The sequence below is a fragment of the Pseudomonas sp. 32A genome (assembly GCF_052682255.1).
Genome location: NZ_JBQYLY010000001.1, coordinates 2,058,299 through 2,074,221 on the forward strand (window position 1 = coordinate 2,058,299; position 15,923 = coordinate 2,074,221).

The following is a 15,923-nucleotide window of genomic DNA, read 5'->3' on the forward strand; positions in this document are numbered from 1 at the left end:
TCGCTTCCGCGGCCCAAGGTGTTAAACGTCTTAAATAGGGGAAGAGCCTTCAAGCTCTTCCCCTATTTTGTATCTGGAGTCTGTACATGGAAAACCTGGATGCGCTGGTCTCTCAAGCACTAGAGGCTGTGCAACGCGCAGAAGATATCAATGCCCTGGAGCAAATCCGGGTTCACTACCTTGGCAAAAAGGGTGAATTGACTCAGGTGATGAAGACCCTGGGGAATTTGCCGGCTGAAGAGCGTCCGCAAGTCGGTGCGCTGATCAACGTGGCCAAGGAGCGTGTTACAGAGGTTCTCAATGCGCGCAAGGCGTCGCTCGAGGAGGCCGATCTTGCGGCCAAGCTCGCCGCCGAGTCCATTGACGTAACCCTGCCTGGCCGTGGCCAGACCTCGGGCGGCCTGCATCCGATTACCCGGACTCTGGAACGTATCGAGCAGTTCTTCACCCACATCGGCTACGGCATTGCCGAAGGCCCTGAGGTCGAAGACGACTATCACAACTTCGAGGCGCTCAACATCCCAGGCCACCACCCGGCCCGGTCGATGCATGACACCTTCTATTTCAACGCGAACATGCTGCTGCGCACCCATACCTCGCCGGTACAGGTCCGCACCATGGAATCGCAGAAGCCGCCGATCCGCATCGTCTGCCCAGGCCGTGTGTACCGCAGCGACTCCGATATCACCCATTCGCCGATGTTCCACCAGGTCGAAGGCCTGCTGGTTGATCGCGACATCAACTTCGCCGACCTCAAAGGCACCATCGAAGAGTTCCTGCGGGTGTTCTTCGAGAAGGAGCTGGCGGTGCGTTTCCGTCCCTCATTCTTCCCGTTCACCGAGCCATCCGCTGAAGTCGATATGGAATGCGTGATGTGCAGCGGTAAAGGCTGCCGCGTCTGCAAACAGACCGGCTGGCTGGAAGTGATGGGTTGCGGCATGGTTCACCCCAACGTGCTGCGCATGTCCGGGATCGACCCGGAAGAGTTCTCGGGCTTTGCCTTCGGCATGGGCGTCGAGCGTCTGGCCATGCTGCGTTACGGCGTGAACGACTTGCGTCTGTTCTTCGACAACGACTTGCGGTTCCTCGCGCAATTTCGCTAGTCGTAACGGATCTTTAGGAGAGCAGGATGAAATTCAGTGAACAATGGCTGCGTGGCTGGGTAAGCCCGCAGGTAAGTCGCGACGAGCTGGTTGCTCGTCTGTCGATGGCCGGCCTTGAGGTCGATAGTGTGACGCCGGCTGCCGGTGTTTTCAGTGGCGTGGTAGTGGGCGAGGTGCTGAGCACCGAGCAACATCCGGACGCTGACAAGTTGCGTGTGTGCCAGGTCAGCAACGGCGCGGAAACCTTCCAGGTCGTGTGCGGAGCGCCAAACGTGCGCCCGGGCCTGAAAATCCCGTTCGCCATGATCGGTGCCGAACTGCCAGGCGACTTCAAGATCAAGAAGGCCAAGCTGCGTGGCGTTGAGTCCAACGGCATGCTGTGCTCCCAGGCGGAGCTGCAGGTCGGTGAAGGCAATGATGGGCTGATGGAACTGCCGGCCGATGCGCCAGTGGGTCAGGACATCCGTGTTTACCTGGAACTGGAAGACGCCAGCATCGAGGTCGACCTGACCCCGAACCGCGGCGACTGCCTGTCCCTGGCGGGCCTGGCGCGTGAAGTCGGTGCGCTGTACGCCGCGACCGTGACCCGTCCTGTGGTTGCAGCGGTACCTGCAGTGCACGACGAAGTGCGTTCGGTCGAAGTGCTGGCTCCCAACGCCTGCCCGCGTTACCTGGGTCGTGTGATCCGTAACGTCGACCTGTCAAAGCCAACCCCGCTGTGGATGGTTGAGCGCCTGCGTCGTTCCGAAGTACGCAGCATCGATGCTGCCGTCGACATCACCAACTACGTGATGTTGGAACTGGGCCAACCGCTGCACGCCTTCGACCTCGCTGAAATCAATGGCGGCATCCGCGTGCGCATGGCCGAGGAAGGCGAGAAGCTGGTACTGCTCGACGGCCAGGAAGTCAGCCTGCGTGCCGACACCCTGGTGATTGCTGACCATTCCCGCGCCCTGGCGATTGCCGGCGTGATGGGTGGCGAGCACAGCGGCGTGTCCGCAACCACTCGCGACATCTTTCTCGAAAGCGCCTTCTTTGATCAGATCGCCATCGCTGGCAAGGCCCGTTCCTACGGCCTGCACACCGACGCCTCGCACCGCTACGAGCGTGGCGTGGACTGGCAATTGGCCCGTGAAGCCATGGAGCGCGCCACTGGCCTGCTGCTGGAAATCACTGGTGGCGAAGCCGGCCCGATCATCGAAACCGTCAGCGAGCAGCACCTGCCATCGGTTGCACCGATCGCCCTGCGTGCCAAGGCCGTTGAGCAAATGCTCGGCCTGGTGATCGACCCGGTTGAAATCGAGCGCCTGCTGTCGGCACTCGGCCTCGGCATCTCTGCAGGTGAAGCAGGGCAGTGGCACGTAGAAGTGCCAAGCCATCGCTTCGATATCAGCCTGGAAGTCGACCTGATCGAAGAGCTGGCCCGCCTGTACGGCTACAACCGCCTGCCGGTTCGTTACCCGCAAGCGCGCCTGGCGCCGCAGCCGAAAGCTGAAGCCCGAGCACACCTGCCGGAACTGCGTCGCCTGCTGGTTGCCCGTGGTTATCAGGAAGCGGTGACCTACAGCTTCATCGATCCGAAGCAGTTCGAACTGTTCAACCCGGGTGTCGAGCCGCTGTTGCTGGCTAACCCGATCTCCAACGACATGGCCGCCATGCGCTCGTCGCTGTGGCCTGGCTTGGTGAAAGCGCTTTCCCACAACCTGAACCGTCAACAAGATCGTGTGCGCCTGTTCGAAAGCGGCCTGCGTTTTGTCGGTCAGTTGGACGGCCTGAAGCAAGAGCCGATGCTGGCTGGCGTCGTCTGCGGCAGCCGCCTGCCGGAAGGCTGGGCACAAGGTCGCGAGACCGTCGACTTCTTCGACGTCAAGGCGGATGTGGAAGCGGTGCTGGGCTTTGCCGGTGCGCTGGATGCCTTCACTTTCACCCCTGGCAAACACCCGGCGTTGCATCCGGGCCAGACCGCGCGTATCGAACGTGAAGGTCGCCTGGTGGGCTTCGTTGGCGCGATTCACCCCGAACTGTCGAAAACCTTGGGGCTGGACCGTCCAGTCTTCGTTTTTGAGCTAGTCTTGGCTGAAGTGGCCTTGGGCAAAATGCCTGAATTCAGCGAGTTGTCGCGTTTCCCTGAAGTACGACGTGATCTGGCGCTGATTGCCGATCAAGGCGTTGCGGCCAGTGCTGTTCTGGACGTAATCCGTGAAAATGCAGGGGAATGGCTGACAGACCTCAGGCTATTTGACGTTTATCAGGGTAAAGGCATTGATCCGCATAGAAAAAGCCTTGCAGTTGGCTTGACCTGGCAGCATCCATCGCGCACTCTTAATGACGATGAGGTGAATACGACGACACAAAATATCCTCACCTCGCTCGAACAAAGGTTAAACGCCACGTTAAGGAAGTGACGTATGGGGGCTTTGACGAAAGCTGAGATGGCGGAACGTCTGTATGAAGAGCTGGGCCTGAACAAGCGCGAGGCCAAGGAATTGGTCGAGCTGTTCTTTGAAGAAATCAGGCACGCTCTTGAAGACAACGAACAGGTCAAATTGTCCGGTTTCGGCAATTTTGACCTGCGGGACAAACGCCAGCGGCCTGGCCGCAATCCAAAAACGGGAGAAGAAATCCCGATCACGGCTCGCCGTGTGGTCACCTTTCGTCCAGGGCAGAAGTTGAAGGCCCGAGTTGAGGCTTATGCTGGAACCAAGTCATAACGACGAACTGCCCGTCATCCCAGGCAAACGCTACTTCACCATCGGTGAAGTCAGCGAGCTCTGTGCGGTAAAACCGCACGTGCTGCGCTATTGGGAGCAGGAGTTTCCTCAACTCAACCCCGTCAAACGCACCGGGAACCGTCGGTATTATCAGCGCCAGGATGTGCTGATGATCCGACAGATCCGCGCGTTGCTGTACGACCAGGGGTTCACCATCAGCGGCGCGCGCCAGCGTATGTCCGGTGATGAAGCCAAAGACGACACCACCCAATACAAGCAAATGATCCGCCAGATGATCTCCGAACTGGAAGATGTGCTGGTGGTTTTGAAGAAGTAATTCCGGCTTTTAAAATACTTCCACATTTCAAAAGCTTGCGGTATATTCCTGATCGCTTCGTTGCGAAGCGAACCCAGTAAAACGCCTAGTCGGGGCGTAGCGCAGTCCGGTAGCGCACTAGCATGGGGTGCTAGGGGTCGAGTGTTCGAATCACTCCGTCCCGACCATATAATTCAATGACTTAGCCCAAGCGGTAACGCTTGGGCTTTTTCATGCCTGCAAAATTATGCCCTTGCCACAGGCCCATGCCTCACTCACCAAATCCAATAATTGCCTTGGTTTCCAGATACTCCTCAAACCCCTGCACGCCATACTCCCGACCATTCCCTGAGCGCTTGTAGCCACCAAACGGCGCCATCGGATTCCACGCCGGGTAGTTCAGGTGCACTTGCCCCGCACGAATACGCGACGCCACGGCACGTGCCTGCGTCAAGTCGTGGCCCTGAACGTGGGCGCCCAGGCCGTATACCGTGTCGTTGGCGATGGCGACGGCTTCATCCACCGTCTCATACGCAATGATGCACAGCACCGGGCCGAAGATTTCTTCCTGGGCAATGCGCATGGCGCTGTTCACTTCGGAGAAAACCGTGGGGCGGGTATAGAACCCCTTGTCGAAACCCAGCACACGCCCAGGCCCACCGCACACCAGTTTCGCACCCTCGTCGAGGCCTGCCTGGATCATCGCCTGGACGCGGTTGAACTGGGCTTCGTTGGCGATGGGCCCCAACTGCGTGTCTTCCGATTGCGGGTCGCCAACGATGAGTGCATTTGCGGTCGCCGCCGCCAGGGCTTCGACCTCGGCCAAGCGGTTTATTGGCACGATCATGCGGGTCGGCGCGCTGCACGATTGCCCGACGTTGCGAAACGCGGACATGACCCCCAGCGGGACGGCCTTGGCGAAGTCGGCATCGGGCAGCAGCACATTCGGCGACTTGCCCCCCAGTTCCTGGGTGACGCGTTTCACCGTCGGGGCTGCCGCTTGGGCAACCAGCGCGCCTGCGCGGTTGGAGCCGGTGATCGAGATCATGTCGATATCCGGATGTGCCGCCATGGCTGCGCCAACCTGGGCACCGCTTCCATTGACCAGGTTGAACACCCCAGGCGGCAGGCCTGCGTCATGCACCAGTTGTGCAAACAGCAGGGCGCTCAGCGGCGACAGTTCGCTGGGTTTCAAGACCACGGTGCAACCGGCAGCGATGGCCGGGGCGACTTTGGCGGTGATCTGATACAACGGCCAGTTCCACGGCGTGATAAGACCGCAGACGCCTATGGGTTCGCGCTGGATGGCGGTACCGCCTTCCACCGTCTGGAAGCAATAGCTGGACAGCAAGTCACGAGCGACCCGAACGTGTTCGGCCGCCAACGGCACTTGCATCGCCCGAGCGAAGCCGATGGCGGCGCCCATTTCCAGGGAGAGCGCCTGTGCAAGCTGCTCTTTGCGCTCAAGGATAAGCGCGTGGATTTTCCCAAGCACCAACGCCCTGGACGCCGCGGGCGTTGCAGACCAACCGGCAAACGCCGCACGTGCTGCCGCAACGGCACGATCCACATCCTCGGCAGACCCGCTTGCGACCTGTGCAACCACCTCCTCACTGGCCGGGTTGACCACCGGCAAACTGGCGGCAATGGTCGGGGAAACCCAGCTGCCGTCGATGTAAAGCTGCTGAGACGTTTGGTTCGAAACGTGTATGGTCATCCAACTGGCTCCCTGGAGCGGCAATAGGCGCTGCGAACAGCAAGGCCCGGTGTCTCGCTAAGCTAGCAAAAGGTCCCAGCCCGAAGATGCCGTTATTCAACGTTGCAAGGGATAATCTGCTGAATCTGGCAGGCTGACGTTGCGACCTAGCCGATTGCTTGCGTCACCAGCGCAAACTGGTTGATGCCGCCGCTTGATTGCGGGGGCACACCCAAGACCATTCGCGGCGCTTTGTCGACGCATGGCAGCCCCAGGCTTTCCAGCCAGTCGGCCAACCCGCAGGCGGTGGGAATGTCGAAGCGCACGAACTGACCCGGGATCAACCGCAGCAGGTGAGTGATCAACTGTCGGGCCTGTTCCTGATTGTGTGCAACGACAGGACCAATGATATGGCCCCGACCAAATCGGCGGAGCAGGGCGCAACCGTTGAGTTGCCCTTCGACCTCGATGCCAACCACATGCTCGGCAGTGGGCAGCAGGTCGTTGAGTACCTCGGTGCGGTCCAGGCCGCTGCCGGCATTGGCCAGTTCGATCACCGTGGGGTAATCAGCCAGGCTCAATACGCGACAGTGGGCATGCCGGGTCAACGGCATGGGTGCCGGAGCTTGCGCTACGCCCTGATGTTGCTGAATGCGCGCAAAGTCGACGAAGCCCAGGCTGGTGTACAACGGCGCCCCTGACTCGGTTGCATTGAGGATCGGCGTACGTGGGGCCGTAGCGTCCAGGCACAGGTTCATCAGCTGGCGCCCGATGCCTTTGCCCTGGTGTTGCTCGCTCACAATCACCAGGCCGATGGAGGAATAAGCCCCCTGATGGCAGGCGAATGCCACGCCCACTAATTTGCCGTCATGTTCAGCGACAAAGCCTTCGGACGTGCGTTGCACCATCGCCCAATCTTCCTCGCGGTGAGGCCATTTCAGGTGCACGGACAGCGCGTGGGCGGCGGGCATGTCGGCGGCGGTGACTGTCCGATAAACGTAGGCGTGGCTCATATCAGTTTTCCTGTAGTGGGGGCGTTTGCAGGCACCGCAGAGGGTTGGGTAAACCGTCGGATATCGAAGGGGCTGATCAAGGTGCTGGTGCTGCCGGTGCTGATCAGCTCGGCCATGACATCCCCCACGCCGGGGCCAAGCTGGAAGCCGTGCCCACAGAAACCGAAGGCATAAAACAACCCGTCCACGCTGCCGCTCGGGCCCATCACCGGTAGGGAGTCCGGGGTGTAGCTCTCGATACCGCTCCACACGCGGATGATGTTCAGCTTCTCGGCTCCCGGTAACAGTCGCCGCATTTGGCGCATCTGGTTGAGCAGGCTTTCGGGTTTGAAAAACGCCCGTCGGTTGATCATGTCCGGCGTACAGCGGTTGCCGCCGCCGATGATGATGTTGCCGCGCGGGATCTGGCGGAAGTAGATCACCTCTTCCTTGATTTTGGTGAACACACCGATCACGGTCGGCAAGGCGTAGGGCACCGGTTCCGTGACCGACATCTGCGGGCCGTTGGGCTCCAGCGGCACCGGCTCACCAAAGCGCTCGGACAAGCGGGCAGCCCAGGCGCCGGCGGTAATCAACAGCTGCTCGGCGACGAACAGTTGCCCATCGGTGGTGGTGACTTGGAACAAACCATTGACCTTTTCCACGTCGGCGACTTCGGTCTTTTCTTCGATTCGTGCCCCGAGACGCCGGGCTGCACGGGCAAACGCCGGCGCGGCGAGGCGCGGGTTGGCATGACCATCGTGAGGCGCATAGGAGCCGCCTTTCACCTCCGGGCCGAGGAAACCAAAGCGCCGGTGCAGCTCGGCGCCGCGATAGATTTTCAAGTCCAGTTGCGCGGCTTCCGGCGCGGCGGCGTAGGCCTCAAGTTCAGCGATTTCATCTTCGCGGTAGCACACGCGCATGTGGCCACTGGGGATGAACTCCAGGTCGTCATCGATCAGCTCGGGCAGGCGTTTCCACAGCGCCCAAGAACGATTGGCCAGCTCCAGTTGACCCAGGTAGCGGCCCTGGCGACGCACGTTGCCGAAGTTCACACCGCTGGCGTACTGACCGATCTGGTCGCGCTCCAGCAGCGTGACCGAGCAGCCGCGCCGGCGCAGGAAAAACGCCGACGAGGCGCCCATGATGCCGCCCCCGATAATCAGCACCTGGCTTTTCGAACCTGGTTGATTACCAGCCATGGAGGCGGCTCCAGGTGTGCACGTCGCCTTTGGCGTCCACGGCGTGATAGTCCGGGAACTGCGCGCCGGTGGCGCAGGCATGGTTGGGGAGAATGCGCAGCCGGCTGCCGATGGGGAAGCGCGTAACAAGGTCGCCACTGGCGGCGGTGCCCAGGGTGACGACGCCATGTTCCTGATTGGCGCCCGTGACCAGCGCGCCGTCGATCCAGTCGCCGGCTTCGGTACACACTTGGCCGTAACCGAAGTCCTGGCGCTGGCGCTGTGTGCCACGGTCACGGCTCATGGCCATCCAGCCGGCGTCGGTGATTATCCAGCCTTTGTCCGGCTGATGGCCGATCACCGTGGTCAGTACGCTGAGTGCCAACTCGTCGGCCTGACACACGCCAATGTTGCGCATCACCAGGTCAAAGAACACATACACGCCCGCCCGCACTTCGGTGACGCCGTCCAGGTTCAGGGCCGAGAGGGCGGTGGGGGTTGAGCCGATACTGACCTCGGCGCACGCCAGCCCGGTTTCGCGAATGGTGTGGGCGGCGCGTACACAGAGGGCACGTTCCTGTTCGGCCAGTGCTTGCAGGGCTTCAAGGGTGTCCAGCTCGTAACTGGAGCCCGCGTGGGTCATCACCCCCCGCAGGCGCATACCGCCGTCGTTGAGGAGGTGCGCCACCTCAATCAGCACAGGGTCTTGCGGGGCCAGGCCTGAGCGATGGCCGTCGCAATCGATCTCGATCCAGACGTCGAAGCGTTCGTCATGTTGCTGCGCGAACGCGACGATGGCGCGGGCGCCTGAGACGCTGTCGGTGAGCAGGCTCAAGTTGCAGCCTTTGCGCCGCAGGGCCAGGGCCTGAGGCAACTTGCCCGGTGCGATGGCAACGGCGTAGAACACGTCGCTGATGCCTGCGGCGAAACAATGCTCGGCCTCTTTGAGGGTGGAAACCGTGACGCCGCTGGCGCCTGCGTCAATCTGTGCCTGGATCACCGGCAAGCACTTGCTGGTTTTGATGTGCGGGCGCAAACGGACGCCAAGGGTGCCCATGCGCGCTTGCATACGCTGGATGTTGTGCTGCATTCGCGTAAGGTCGATGAGTGCGACAGGTGTGTCTAGGGAGGCAATCTGCAGGGACATGGCGGAACTCGAGTGACTGGGTACAGGCGGCACTCTACTCAGCTGTCCTTAAGTTGTGGTTCAATCATGGCTAATCAATCATTAAGTAAAATTGAATGATTTCCATCGAAGACCTGCGGCTGGCCGTCACCCTTGCGCGCTCTGAATCACTGAGCGCTGCGGCCAGAGCCCTGAACGTCACCCCGCCGGCGCTCTCCATGCGCCTGCGTAAACTGGAGACCTTCCTGGGGCTGACCCTGGCCAATCGCGACGCCCGACGCCTCAGCCTTACGGCAGATGGCGAGCGGTTCTCGCGGGAAAGTGCGCTGCTGCTGGAGCAGCTCGAAGCGCTGCCGGAATCGTTCAGGCAAAAGGATGAAACGCTGGTGGGCACCTTGAGGTTGGCGGCGCCATTTGGCTATGGTCGGCAGCGAATCGCACCGCTGTTGGCGCGTTTTGCCAGGATGCACCCCCAGCTGTGCCTGCACCTGGATTTGCGCGAGACCCCCTGGCCTGATCGTCATGATAGCGATGCGGTGATTCACATCGGCCATCTCAATGACAGCCTGTGGACGGCGCGGTCGCTCACGCCCAACGAGCGCTGGTTATGCGCGAGCCCAGCCTACCTGCAGGCCCACGGTGTGCCGTCATCACCGGATGAACTGGCGTCCCATCGCTGCATTTGCATTCGTGAAAATGATGAGGACGTTACGCTGTGGCACCTGCGCAAGGGGCAGGGCCGCAAGACGCTGCGCGTGGAGCCGGCGTTGCTGAGCAACGATGGCAGCGTTGCCCGGCGATGGGCCGAGCAAGGCTTGGGGTTGGTGCTGCGTTCGCAGTGGGATGTCAGCGACGCCGTTGCCAGCGGCAGCCTGGTGCGCGTGTTGGCAGACTGGAGTTTTGACAGTGCGCCGATCATCCTCCTGGTGCCGTCGCGCAAGCTTCGCAGCCCGCGCGTCCAGGCATTGGTGGCGTTTATGGAAGAGGCGCTGAAAGCCTGATCTGCGCCTTATTTCACGGCGTAGACCTTGCGTACATACACCGTGCTGTTCCAGGCACACGGCGCACCTTTGGCCACGAATACCGTGTCGCCACGGTTGACCGTCACCGCAACCCCCTCGTCGTCTTGCAGCGTGACGCAGCCTTCGAGCAGGTGCATCAATTCATGCAGTTTGTGCGGGCGGCCGTGGCGGGCGTAGGGCGTCGAGTCCCAGATGCCGATGCGCAACTCAGTGACTTCATCATCGAACAGGTTCAACGCGCGGCACTGCGGGGTAGGGCCGATCAGGATCTGTGGCTCGGGCGCGGCGGAGGGATTGAGCATCGTATGCCGGGCGAGCAAGGTCAGGCCCGGGCGCGCCGGAGCATCGGCTTGGTCGACGGCGCAGAACGCCCATTGGCTGCCTGCGCTCGCCTGCACCGTGAGGCGTGTACCACGACCGATCACGGCGCTGCTGCCGACCCCCAGTTCCAATGTCTGTTCTGCACTGCCGAGCACCACATGGCCTGCGTGCACCACCAGTGTTTCGCTGTGGGGGAAGTCTTCGATCACGGCTTCGCCGCTAAAGGTCACCAGCCCTGCGGACACGCCATCGTCGCCCAGCCAGGCGAGTTGGCGGGTGTCGCCGAAGGGGTCCAGCGTGCTCAAGGCGCCGGTATTGAAAGACGTGGCAATTCGGCTGCCGTCGGCGCGAGCCAACAGCAGGATACGGGGAGAGGACATGGGAATGCTCCGGGAGGAAAGTCAGCCGATCGCCTGGGTGATCAGGGCAAAAGGGAGTACGCCGTGGCTGGCCCGGGGCGGCGTGCCCAGTGCCATCTGCGCGACGGTGTCGATGTTCTTCAGGCCGGCGCTTTCGAGCCAGTCGCTGAGGCCGCAGGCGACGGGAATGTCGATGCGGACAAAGGCATCCGGCACCTGGGCCAGCAGTACCGCGATCAAGTGCTTGGCCTGATCGATGTTTTCGGCAACCACCGGGCCAATGCAGCGCCCACGACCAAACGGCCGCAGCAGGGCGAAGCCGCGTAGCTGGCCGTCGCGCTCGATGCCCACCGCGTGTTCCACCTGCAGGTCACGCAGTACTTCGCGGCGGTCCAGGCCACTGGCGGCTTTGGCCAGCGCGAGCAGGTTGGGGTGGTCGTCGGCGTGCAGGGCGCGGCAGGTTTCGCCATCGGCCAGTCCCGGCAGGGCGGGCACCAACGCCTGGCCCTGATGTTGCTGCACTCGCCCAAATTCGACAAACCCCTGGCTGGTATACAGCGGGGCGCCGGCGAGGGTGGCGTTGAGGACCGGCGTGCGCGCATCGCACGCGGCGAGGGCTTTTTCCATCAAGCGACGGCCGATGCCCTGGCCCTGGTAGTCATTGCTGACGATCACCAGGCCGATGGTGGCGTAGTCGCCCTGGGGGCAGGTGAAGGCGCTGCCGATCAGACGCTCGCCATCCATCACCACGAAACCGTCGCTGACACGTTGCAACATGGCCCAGTCTTCCAGGCGGTGAGGCCATTTGAGTTGCACCGACAAGGCATGGGCGGCCGGTAGATCGGCCGCGGTCATCGGGCGGTATACATAAGCAGGGTGTGGCAGGGCGGACATGGCGAGCCTCCATAGAGCGTTTTGTGCAGCACGAGGCTGCTTGTATCCCACCTGTTTTAGAGGCTGGCAAGTGGGTCGGGAATATTCGGCAGATTCCTTGGGCAGTGTGTTGCGCGGCCACAGTTACTACTTAATTGGGGTAGGGGGGCAGCAGCAAATGCCAAGGGTGTTTTTCGAGTACATCTCCATCGCGCGGTCACGGCCATGCAAGCAATCCCGGCCAGCCACACTTTCTGCCGCCTGCACCCCCGTCCTTAAGCCTTTCTGCCCCCAAAAGCCCCCTAAAAGCGCACAAACACAGGCCCTGCCCAAGCCTGGCGCGCACCGCAAAGTCTGCTGAGCCCGGCCACCAAAACGGTGGTTTGTATTGAGCGAAGGTCTTTTTAGACGGCATATGCTGATTTCACAGTGGTGTAATGAACCTGTGCTGCAACGAGGCGGAGCCGCCGCCAGGGCAGTGAACGCTTGTCACACTCAACGAACTTCAGGACCGCACTCCATGAGCTTTCTTCGTCCCAAATTCATTACGTTCGACTGCTACGGTACGCTGACCAACTTTCATATGGGCACCATGACCCGCGAGCTCTTCGCCGATCGCATCACCCCTGAGCAGATGGACCAATTCGTCAAGGACTTCTCCGCCTACCGCCTCGACCAGGTCATGGGCGACTGGCGCCCCTACGACGAAATTCTCAAGACCGCCCTGGCCCGTACCTGCAAGCGCTGGGGTATCGAGTATCGCGAGGAAGGCCAGCTGTATTACGACGCTGTGCCGACCTGGGGCCCCCACGCGGACGTGCCGGCCGGCCTGTCGAAGATTGCCGACAAGATTCCCCTGGTGATCTTCTCCAACGCCAGCGACAGTCAGATCATGTCCAACGTCGACAAGCTCGGCGCGCCATTCCACAAAGTATTCACTGCCGAACAGGCCCAGGCCTACAAGCCGCGCCTGGCCGCCTTCGAATTCATGCTCGATAACCTGGGTTGCGGCCCGGACGACATCTTGCATGTGTCTTCCAGCTTCCGTTATGACCTGATGCCGGCCCATGACATGAAGATCAAAAACAAGGCGTTCGTTGCCCGTGGCCACGAAGTGCCAGGCAATGCGTTTTACGGTTACCAGCAGATCACCGATATCGGTGGGCTGCCAGCGTTGGTCGGTCTGTAACAGCACACCAAGGGGTAAAGCATGGGCAGTGAATCCTATTGGCTCGACACCGCACCGGCGTTCACCGGTGCCCAACTGGGCAGCTTGCCCGGGCAGGTCGATGTGGCGGTGGTCGGTGGTGGCTTCACTGGCCTGGCGGCGGCGCGTGCGTTGGCGAGCAAAGGGGCGAGTGTGGTGGTGCTCGACGCCGGCCGCGTGATCGGTGAGGCCTCGGGGCGCAACGGTGGCCAATGCAACACCGGCGTGGCCCAGGATTATGCCGGGCTGCACGCCAGCCTCGGTGCCGCCAAGGCGCGCGCCTATTACCAGGCCTATGAAAGCGCGGTGCAGACCGTCGTTTCGTTGGTCGAGCAGGAAGGGATTGCCTGCGACCTGGTGCGCAACGGCAAGCTCAAGCTGGCGGCCAAGCCCCTGCATTACGAAGGCCTGGCCCGCACCTGTGAGCTGATCCGCCAGGAGGTGGATGCCGATGTCGCGTTGCTCAGCGCCGAACAGACCCGTGCCGAAGTCAACTCGACCCAGTTCCACGGCGGCTTGCTGCAGCGCAATGGTGTGCAGATGCATGTCGGTCGCTTCGGAATTGGCCTGGCCGAGGCGGCCGCGCGGCGCGGCGCGATGATCTACGAGCACACTGCCGTCAAGGATTGGAAGGCCCAGGCCGGCGGCTATCAGGTCAACACCGCCAAAGGCTCGCTGCACGCCGGGCAAGTGCTGCTGGCCACCGGCGCCTGCCAGCATGGCGACCTCGGTTGGTACCGTCGGCGCATTGTGCCGGTGGGCAGTTTTGTCATCGCCACCGAAGTCTTGCCCCAAGCGCTGATCGATCAGTTGCTGCCACTGCGCCGCGCCTATGTGACCAGCCGCATGATCGGCAACTATTTTCGCCTGACCCCGGACAACCGCCTGCTGTTTGGCGGGCGTGCCCGGTTTGCCATGTCTGACAGCGTCTCCGACGCCAAGAGCGGCAAGGTGCTGCAAGCGGCGATGCTGAATATGTTCCCGCAGTTGGCGCACGTGAAGATCGACTACTGCTGGGGTGGCCTGGTGGACATGACGTCCGACCGCCTGCCCCGCGCCGGCCAGCATGGCGGCGTGTTCCATTCCATGGGCTACAGCGGCCATGGCGTGCAGATGTCGGTGCACATGGGCCAGGTCATGGCCGACGTCATGGCGGGCAACACGGCAGCCAACCCGTGGGGTGAACTGGAATGGCCGGCGATTCCCGGGCATTTCGGCAAACCCTGGTTCCTGCCGTTCGTGGGCGCCTATTACCGTTTCCAGGACTATTTGCACTGAGTTGCCGTTGTTGCGTGACCGTCGTTTGCGTTTCCAGGACGCTCCGGACATCCGTGAGCACTCGATTCTTCCGATTATCGACAGGTAGCCTTGCTATGACTGACAACAAAAACACACCCGAGCTCATCTCCGGCCAGGAAAGCCTGCGGGTGTTCGAAAGTCTCAACCGTGGCATGTCGCGCCGCAATGCCCTGCAAATGCTCGGCGTTGCGGGGGTCGCCGCCGCTGGCGCGGGCAGCCTGTTCGGCGCCGCCGGCAAATTGTTCGCCGATGAAGCGGCCACCGAGGGCAAAGGCAAGCCGGGCGGCAAGATCCGCGTGGCCGGCATGTCCAGCTCCACCGCCGACACCCTCGACCCGGCCAAGGGCGCGCTGTCCACCGACTATGCACGCCACTACATGTTCTACAACGGCCTGACCCGTTTCGATAAGCACCTGGTGCCGCAACTGGAACTGGCTGAGCGCATCGACAATACCGACGCCACGGTGTGGACCATCACCCTGCGCAAAGACGTGACCTTTCACAATGGCAAGGCCCTGACGGCCGCCGACGTGGTGTTCTCCCTGAACCGCCACAAAGACCCGCTTACCGGCTCCAAAGTCATGCCGCTGATGGAGCAGTTCGCCGAGATCAAGGCCAGCGGGCCGAACGAGGTGCAAATTCGCCTTAGCGCGCCCAACGCCGAGTTACCGTCGATCCTCGCCGTGTCGCATTTGTTGATCGTTCCCGAGGGCACCACCGACTTCAACAAAGGCATTGGCACCGGCCCGTTCACTGTCGGTGAGTTCAAGCCGGGTGTGCGCTCGATTGCCGTGCGCAACAAGAACTACTGGAAACCGGGCTTGCCGTACCTCGACGAGATCGAGTTCATTGCCATCGCCGACGAGCCATCGCGGGTCAACGCGTTGCTGTCGGGCGACGTGCACATGATCAACGAGGTCAACCCGCGCTCCACCACGCGCATTGCCGCGAGTACCAAGCACCGGGTCGTGGATGCGCCGTCGGGCAACTACACTGACTTGATCATTCGCCAGGACCAGTTACCCGGCAAAAGCCCGGAATTCACCCAGGCCATGAAGCTGCTGCTCGACCGTGAGCAGGTCAAGTCTGCGGTGTTCCGTGGGTTTGCCGTGGTGGGCAACGACCACCCGATCGCGCCGGGTTCACGTTACTTCAACGCCGACTTGCCGCAGACGGTCTACGACCCGGAAAAAGCCAGGTTCCTGCTGAAGAAAGCCGGCATGGAAAGCATCACTATGCCGGTCATGGCATCGCCAGCCGCCACCGGTTCGGTGGACATCGCCGTGCTGTTGCAGCAATCGGCGAAACAGGCCGGGCTCAAGCTGGACGTGAACCGCCTGCCGAGCGACGGCTACTGGTCCAACCACTGGATGAAGCACCCGTTGAGCTTCGGCAACATCAACCCTCGGCCGAATGCCGACGTGATGTTCTCGCAGTTCTTCCAGTCGAAGGCGCCGTGGAACGAATCCGGCTGGCAGAACGATCAGTTCGACCAGCTGTTGATGCTGGCCCGTGGCGAAACCGATGACGCCAAGCGCGCCAAAATGTATGGCGACATGCAGACCCTGGTGCACGACCACTGCGGTATCGGTGTACCGGTATTTATCAGCAACATCGACGGTGTCGACCAGCGCATCAAAGGCTACGGCACCAACCCGCTGGGCGGTTTCATGGGCTACATGTTTGCCGAGCAGGTGTGGTTGGACGCGTGAGGAGG

The 15,923-nt window shown here is 61.7% G+C and carries 14 protein-coding genes and 1 tRNA gene; 9 read left to right on the top strand and 6 right to left on the bottom strand.

Annotation, left to right across the window (positions count from 1 at the left end):
- Positions 1 to 86 precede the first annotated feature (86 nt).
- The 5 genes from pheS to ACUN0G_RS09565 all read left to right on the top strand — a co-directional run bounded on the left by pheS (position 87) and on the right by ACUN0G_RS09565 (position 4,318).
- On the top strand, positions 87 to 1,103 hold the full coding sequence (pheS, locus tag ACUN0G_RS09545) for a phenylalanine--tRNA ligase subunit alpha (protein ID WP_063031643.1): 1,017 nt from the start codon (positions 87 to 89) through the stop codon (positions 1,101 to 1,103).
- A 26-nt stretch (positions 1,104 to 1,129) separates the two neighbouring features.
- Positions 1,130 to 3,508 (top strand): phenylalanine--tRNA ligase subunit beta, encoded by a 2,379-nt coding sequence (gene pheT / locus ACUN0G_RS09550; RefSeq protein ID WP_445573202.1) that lies wholly within the window; start codon positions 1,130 to 1,132, stop codon positions 3,506 to 3,508.
- Between the two features lie 3 nt (positions 3,509 to 3,511).
- Positions 3,512 to 3,814 carry an integration host factor subunit alpha gene (ihfA, locus tag ACUN0G_RS09555; RefSeq protein ID WP_002553164.1) on the top strand — a complete coding sequence of 101 codons (303 nt, stop codon included), beginning with the start codon at positions 3,512 to 3,514 and terminating at the stop codon, positions 3,812 to 3,814.
- Complete coding sequence (locus tag ACUN0G_RS09560) at positions 3,795 to 4,151, top strand: MerR family transcriptional regulator (protein WP_003219935.1); 357 nt, start codon at positions 3,795 to 3,797, stop codon at positions 4,149 to 4,151. The genes ihfA and ACUN0G_RS09560 overlap by 20 nt, the downstream gene beginning before the upstream one ends.
- Positions 4,152 to 4,241: 90 nt before the next feature.
- A tRNA-Pro gene (locus ACUN0G_RS09565) sits at positions 4,242 to 4,318 on the top strand.
- Positions 4,319 to 4,401: 83 nt separating this feature from the next.
- On the opposite strand, the gene ACUN0G_RS09570 is transcribed toward ACUN0G_RS09565, so the two are convergent.
- The 4 genes from ACUN0G_RS09570 to ACUN0G_RS09585 all read right to left on the bottom strand — a co-directional run bounded on the left by ACUN0G_RS09570 (position 4,402) and on the right by ACUN0G_RS09585 (position 9,146).
- Positions 4,402 to 5,847 (bottom strand): aldehyde dehydrogenase family protein, encoded by a 1,446-nt coding sequence (locus ACUN0G_RS09570; RefSeq protein ID WP_258344724.1) that lies wholly within the window; start codon positions 5,845 to 5,847, stop codon positions 4,402 to 4,404.
- 146 nt (positions 5,848 to 5,993) lie between these two features.
- On the bottom strand, positions 5,994 to 6,839 hold the full coding sequence (locus tag ACUN0G_RS09575) for a GNAT family N-acetyltransferase (RefSeq protein ID WP_445573203.1): 846 nt from the start codon (positions 6,837 to 6,839) through the stop codon (positions 5,994 to 5,996).
- Complete coding sequence (locus ACUN0G_RS09580) at positions 6,836 to 8,020, bottom strand: NAD(P)/FAD-dependent oxidoreductase (RefSeq protein ID WP_330208806.1); 1,185 nt, start codon at positions 8,018 to 8,020, stop codon at positions 6,836 to 6,838. Before ACUN0G_RS09580 ends, ACUN0G_RS09575 begins: the two co-directional genes overlap by 4 nt.
- Positions 8,010 to 9,146 carry a DSD1 family PLP-dependent enzyme gene (locus ACUN0G_RS09585; protein ID WP_445573204.1) on the bottom strand — a complete coding sequence of 379 codons (1,137 nt, stop codon included), beginning with the start codon at positions 9,144 to 9,146 and terminating at the stop codon, positions 8,010 to 8,012. The genes ACUN0G_RS09580 and ACUN0G_RS09585 overlap by 11 nt, the downstream gene beginning before the upstream one ends.
- A gap of 95 nt (positions 9,147 to 9,241) precedes the next feature.
- Here ACUN0G_RS09585 and ACUN0G_RS09590 point away from each other — a divergent pair, with 95 nt between their 5' ends.
- Positions 9,242 to 10,126 (top strand): LysR family transcriptional regulator, encoded by an 885-nt coding sequence (locus ACUN0G_RS09590; RefSeq protein ID WP_017478853.1) that lies wholly within the window; start codon positions 9,242 to 9,244, stop codon positions 10,124 to 10,126.
- A gap of 8 nt (positions 10,127 to 10,134) precedes the next feature.
- Here the strand turns inward: ACUN0G_RS09590 and ACUN0G_RS09595 are convergent, their stop codons facing one another.
- Together ACUN0G_RS09595 and ACUN0G_RS09600 are read right to left on the bottom strand one after the other, a co-directional pair.
- Positions 10,135 to 10,848 carry a cupin domain-containing protein gene (locus tag ACUN0G_RS09595; protein ID WP_445573205.1) on the bottom strand — a complete coding sequence of 238 codons (714 nt, stop codon included), beginning with the start codon at positions 10,846 to 10,848 and terminating at the stop codon, positions 10,135 to 10,137.
- Positions 10,849 to 10,869: 21 nt separating this feature from the next.
- Positions 10,870 to 11,721 (bottom strand): GNAT family N-acetyltransferase, encoded by an 852-nt coding sequence (locus ACUN0G_RS09600; protein ID WP_445573206.1) that lies wholly within the window; start codon positions 11,719 to 11,721, stop codon positions 10,870 to 10,872.
- Between the two features lie 499 nt (positions 11,722 to 12,220).
- Between ACUN0G_RS09600 and ACUN0G_RS09605 the strand changes: the two genes are divergently transcribed.
- From ACUN0G_RS09605 to ACUN0G_RS09615, 3 genes are all read left to right on the top strand, one after another.
- A complete protein-coding gene (locus ACUN0G_RS09605) occupies positions 12,221 to 12,889 on the top strand; it encodes a haloacid dehalogenase type II (RefSeq protein WP_017478856.1) in 669 nt (222 codons plus the stop codon).
- A 21-nt stretch (positions 12,890 to 12,910) separates the two neighbouring features.
- Positions 12,911 to 14,185: an NAD(P)/FAD-dependent oxidoreductase gene (locus ACUN0G_RS09610; protein ID WP_421551651.1), complete on the top strand. Its 1,275-nt coding sequence runs from the start codon at positions 12,911 to 12,913 to the stop codon at positions 14,183 to 14,185.
- Positions 14,186 to 14,280: 95 nt separating this feature from the next.
- Positions 14,281 to 15,918, top strand: a complete 1,638-nt coding sequence (locus ACUN0G_RS09615; protein WP_258344738.1) for an ABC transporter substrate-binding protein — start codon at positions 14,281 to 14,283, stop codon at positions 15,916 to 15,918.
- Positions 15,919 to 15,923 lie beyond the last annotated feature (5 nt).

Excerpts from the sequence above, each read along its gene's own strand:
- ACUN0G_RS09570 (WP_258344724.1), bottom strand. The coding sequence starts at position 5,847 with ATGACCATACACGTTTCGAACCAAACGTCTCAGCAGCTTTACATCGAC.
- ACUN0G_RS09600 (WP_445573206.1), bottom strand. The coding sequence starts at position 11,721 with ATGTCCGCCCTGCCACACCCTGCTTATGTATACCGCCCGATGACCGCG.
- pheS (WP_063031643.1), top strand. The coding sequence starts at position 87 with ATGGAAAACCTGGATGCGCTGGTCTCTCAAGCACTAGAGGCTGTGCAA.
- ACUN0G_RS09585 (WP_445573204.1), bottom strand. The coding sequence starts at position 9,146 with ATGTCCCTGCAGATTGCCTCCCTAGACACACCTGTCGCACTCATCGAC.
- ACUN0G_RS09605 (WP_017478856.1), top strand. The coding sequence starts at position 12,221 with ATGAGCTTTCTTCGTCCCAAATTCATTACGTTCGACTGCTACGGTACG.
- ihfA (WP_002553164.1), top strand. The coding sequence starts at position 3,512 with ATGGGGGCTTTGACGAAAGCTGAGATGGCGGAACGTCTGTATGAAGAG.
- ACUN0G_RS09575 (WP_445573203.1), bottom strand. The coding sequence starts at position 6,839 with ATGAGCCACGCCTACGTTTATCGGACAGTCACCGCCGCCGACATGCCC.
- ACUN0G_RS09580 (WP_330208806.1), bottom strand. The coding sequence starts at position 8,020 with ATGGCTGGTAATCAACCAGGTTCGAAAAGCCAGGTGCTGATTATCGGG.
- ACUN0G_RS09590 (WP_017478853.1), top strand. The coding sequence starts at position 9,242 with ATGATTTCCATCGAAGACCTGCGGCTGGCCGTCACCCTTGCGCGCTCT.
- ACUN0G_RS09560 (WP_003219935.1), top strand. The coding sequence starts at position 3,795 with ATGCTGGAACCAAGTCATAACGACGAACTGCCCGTCATCCCAGGCAAA.
- ACUN0G_RS09595 (WP_445573205.1), bottom strand. The coding sequence starts at position 10,848 with ATGTCCTCTCCCCGTATCCTGCTGTTGGCTCGCGCCGACGGCAGCCGA.
- ACUN0G_RS09615 (WP_258344738.1), top strand. The coding sequence starts at position 14,281 with ATGACTGACAACAAAAACACACCCGAGCTCATCTCCGGCCAGGAAAGC.
- pheT (WP_445573202.1), top strand. The coding sequence starts at position 1,130 with ATGAAATTCAGTGAACAATGGCTGCGTGGCTGGGTAAGCCCGCAGGTA.
- ACUN0G_RS09610 (WP_421551651.1), top strand. The coding sequence starts at position 12,911 with ATGGGCAGTGAATCCTATTGGCTCGACACCGCACCGGCGTTCACCGGT.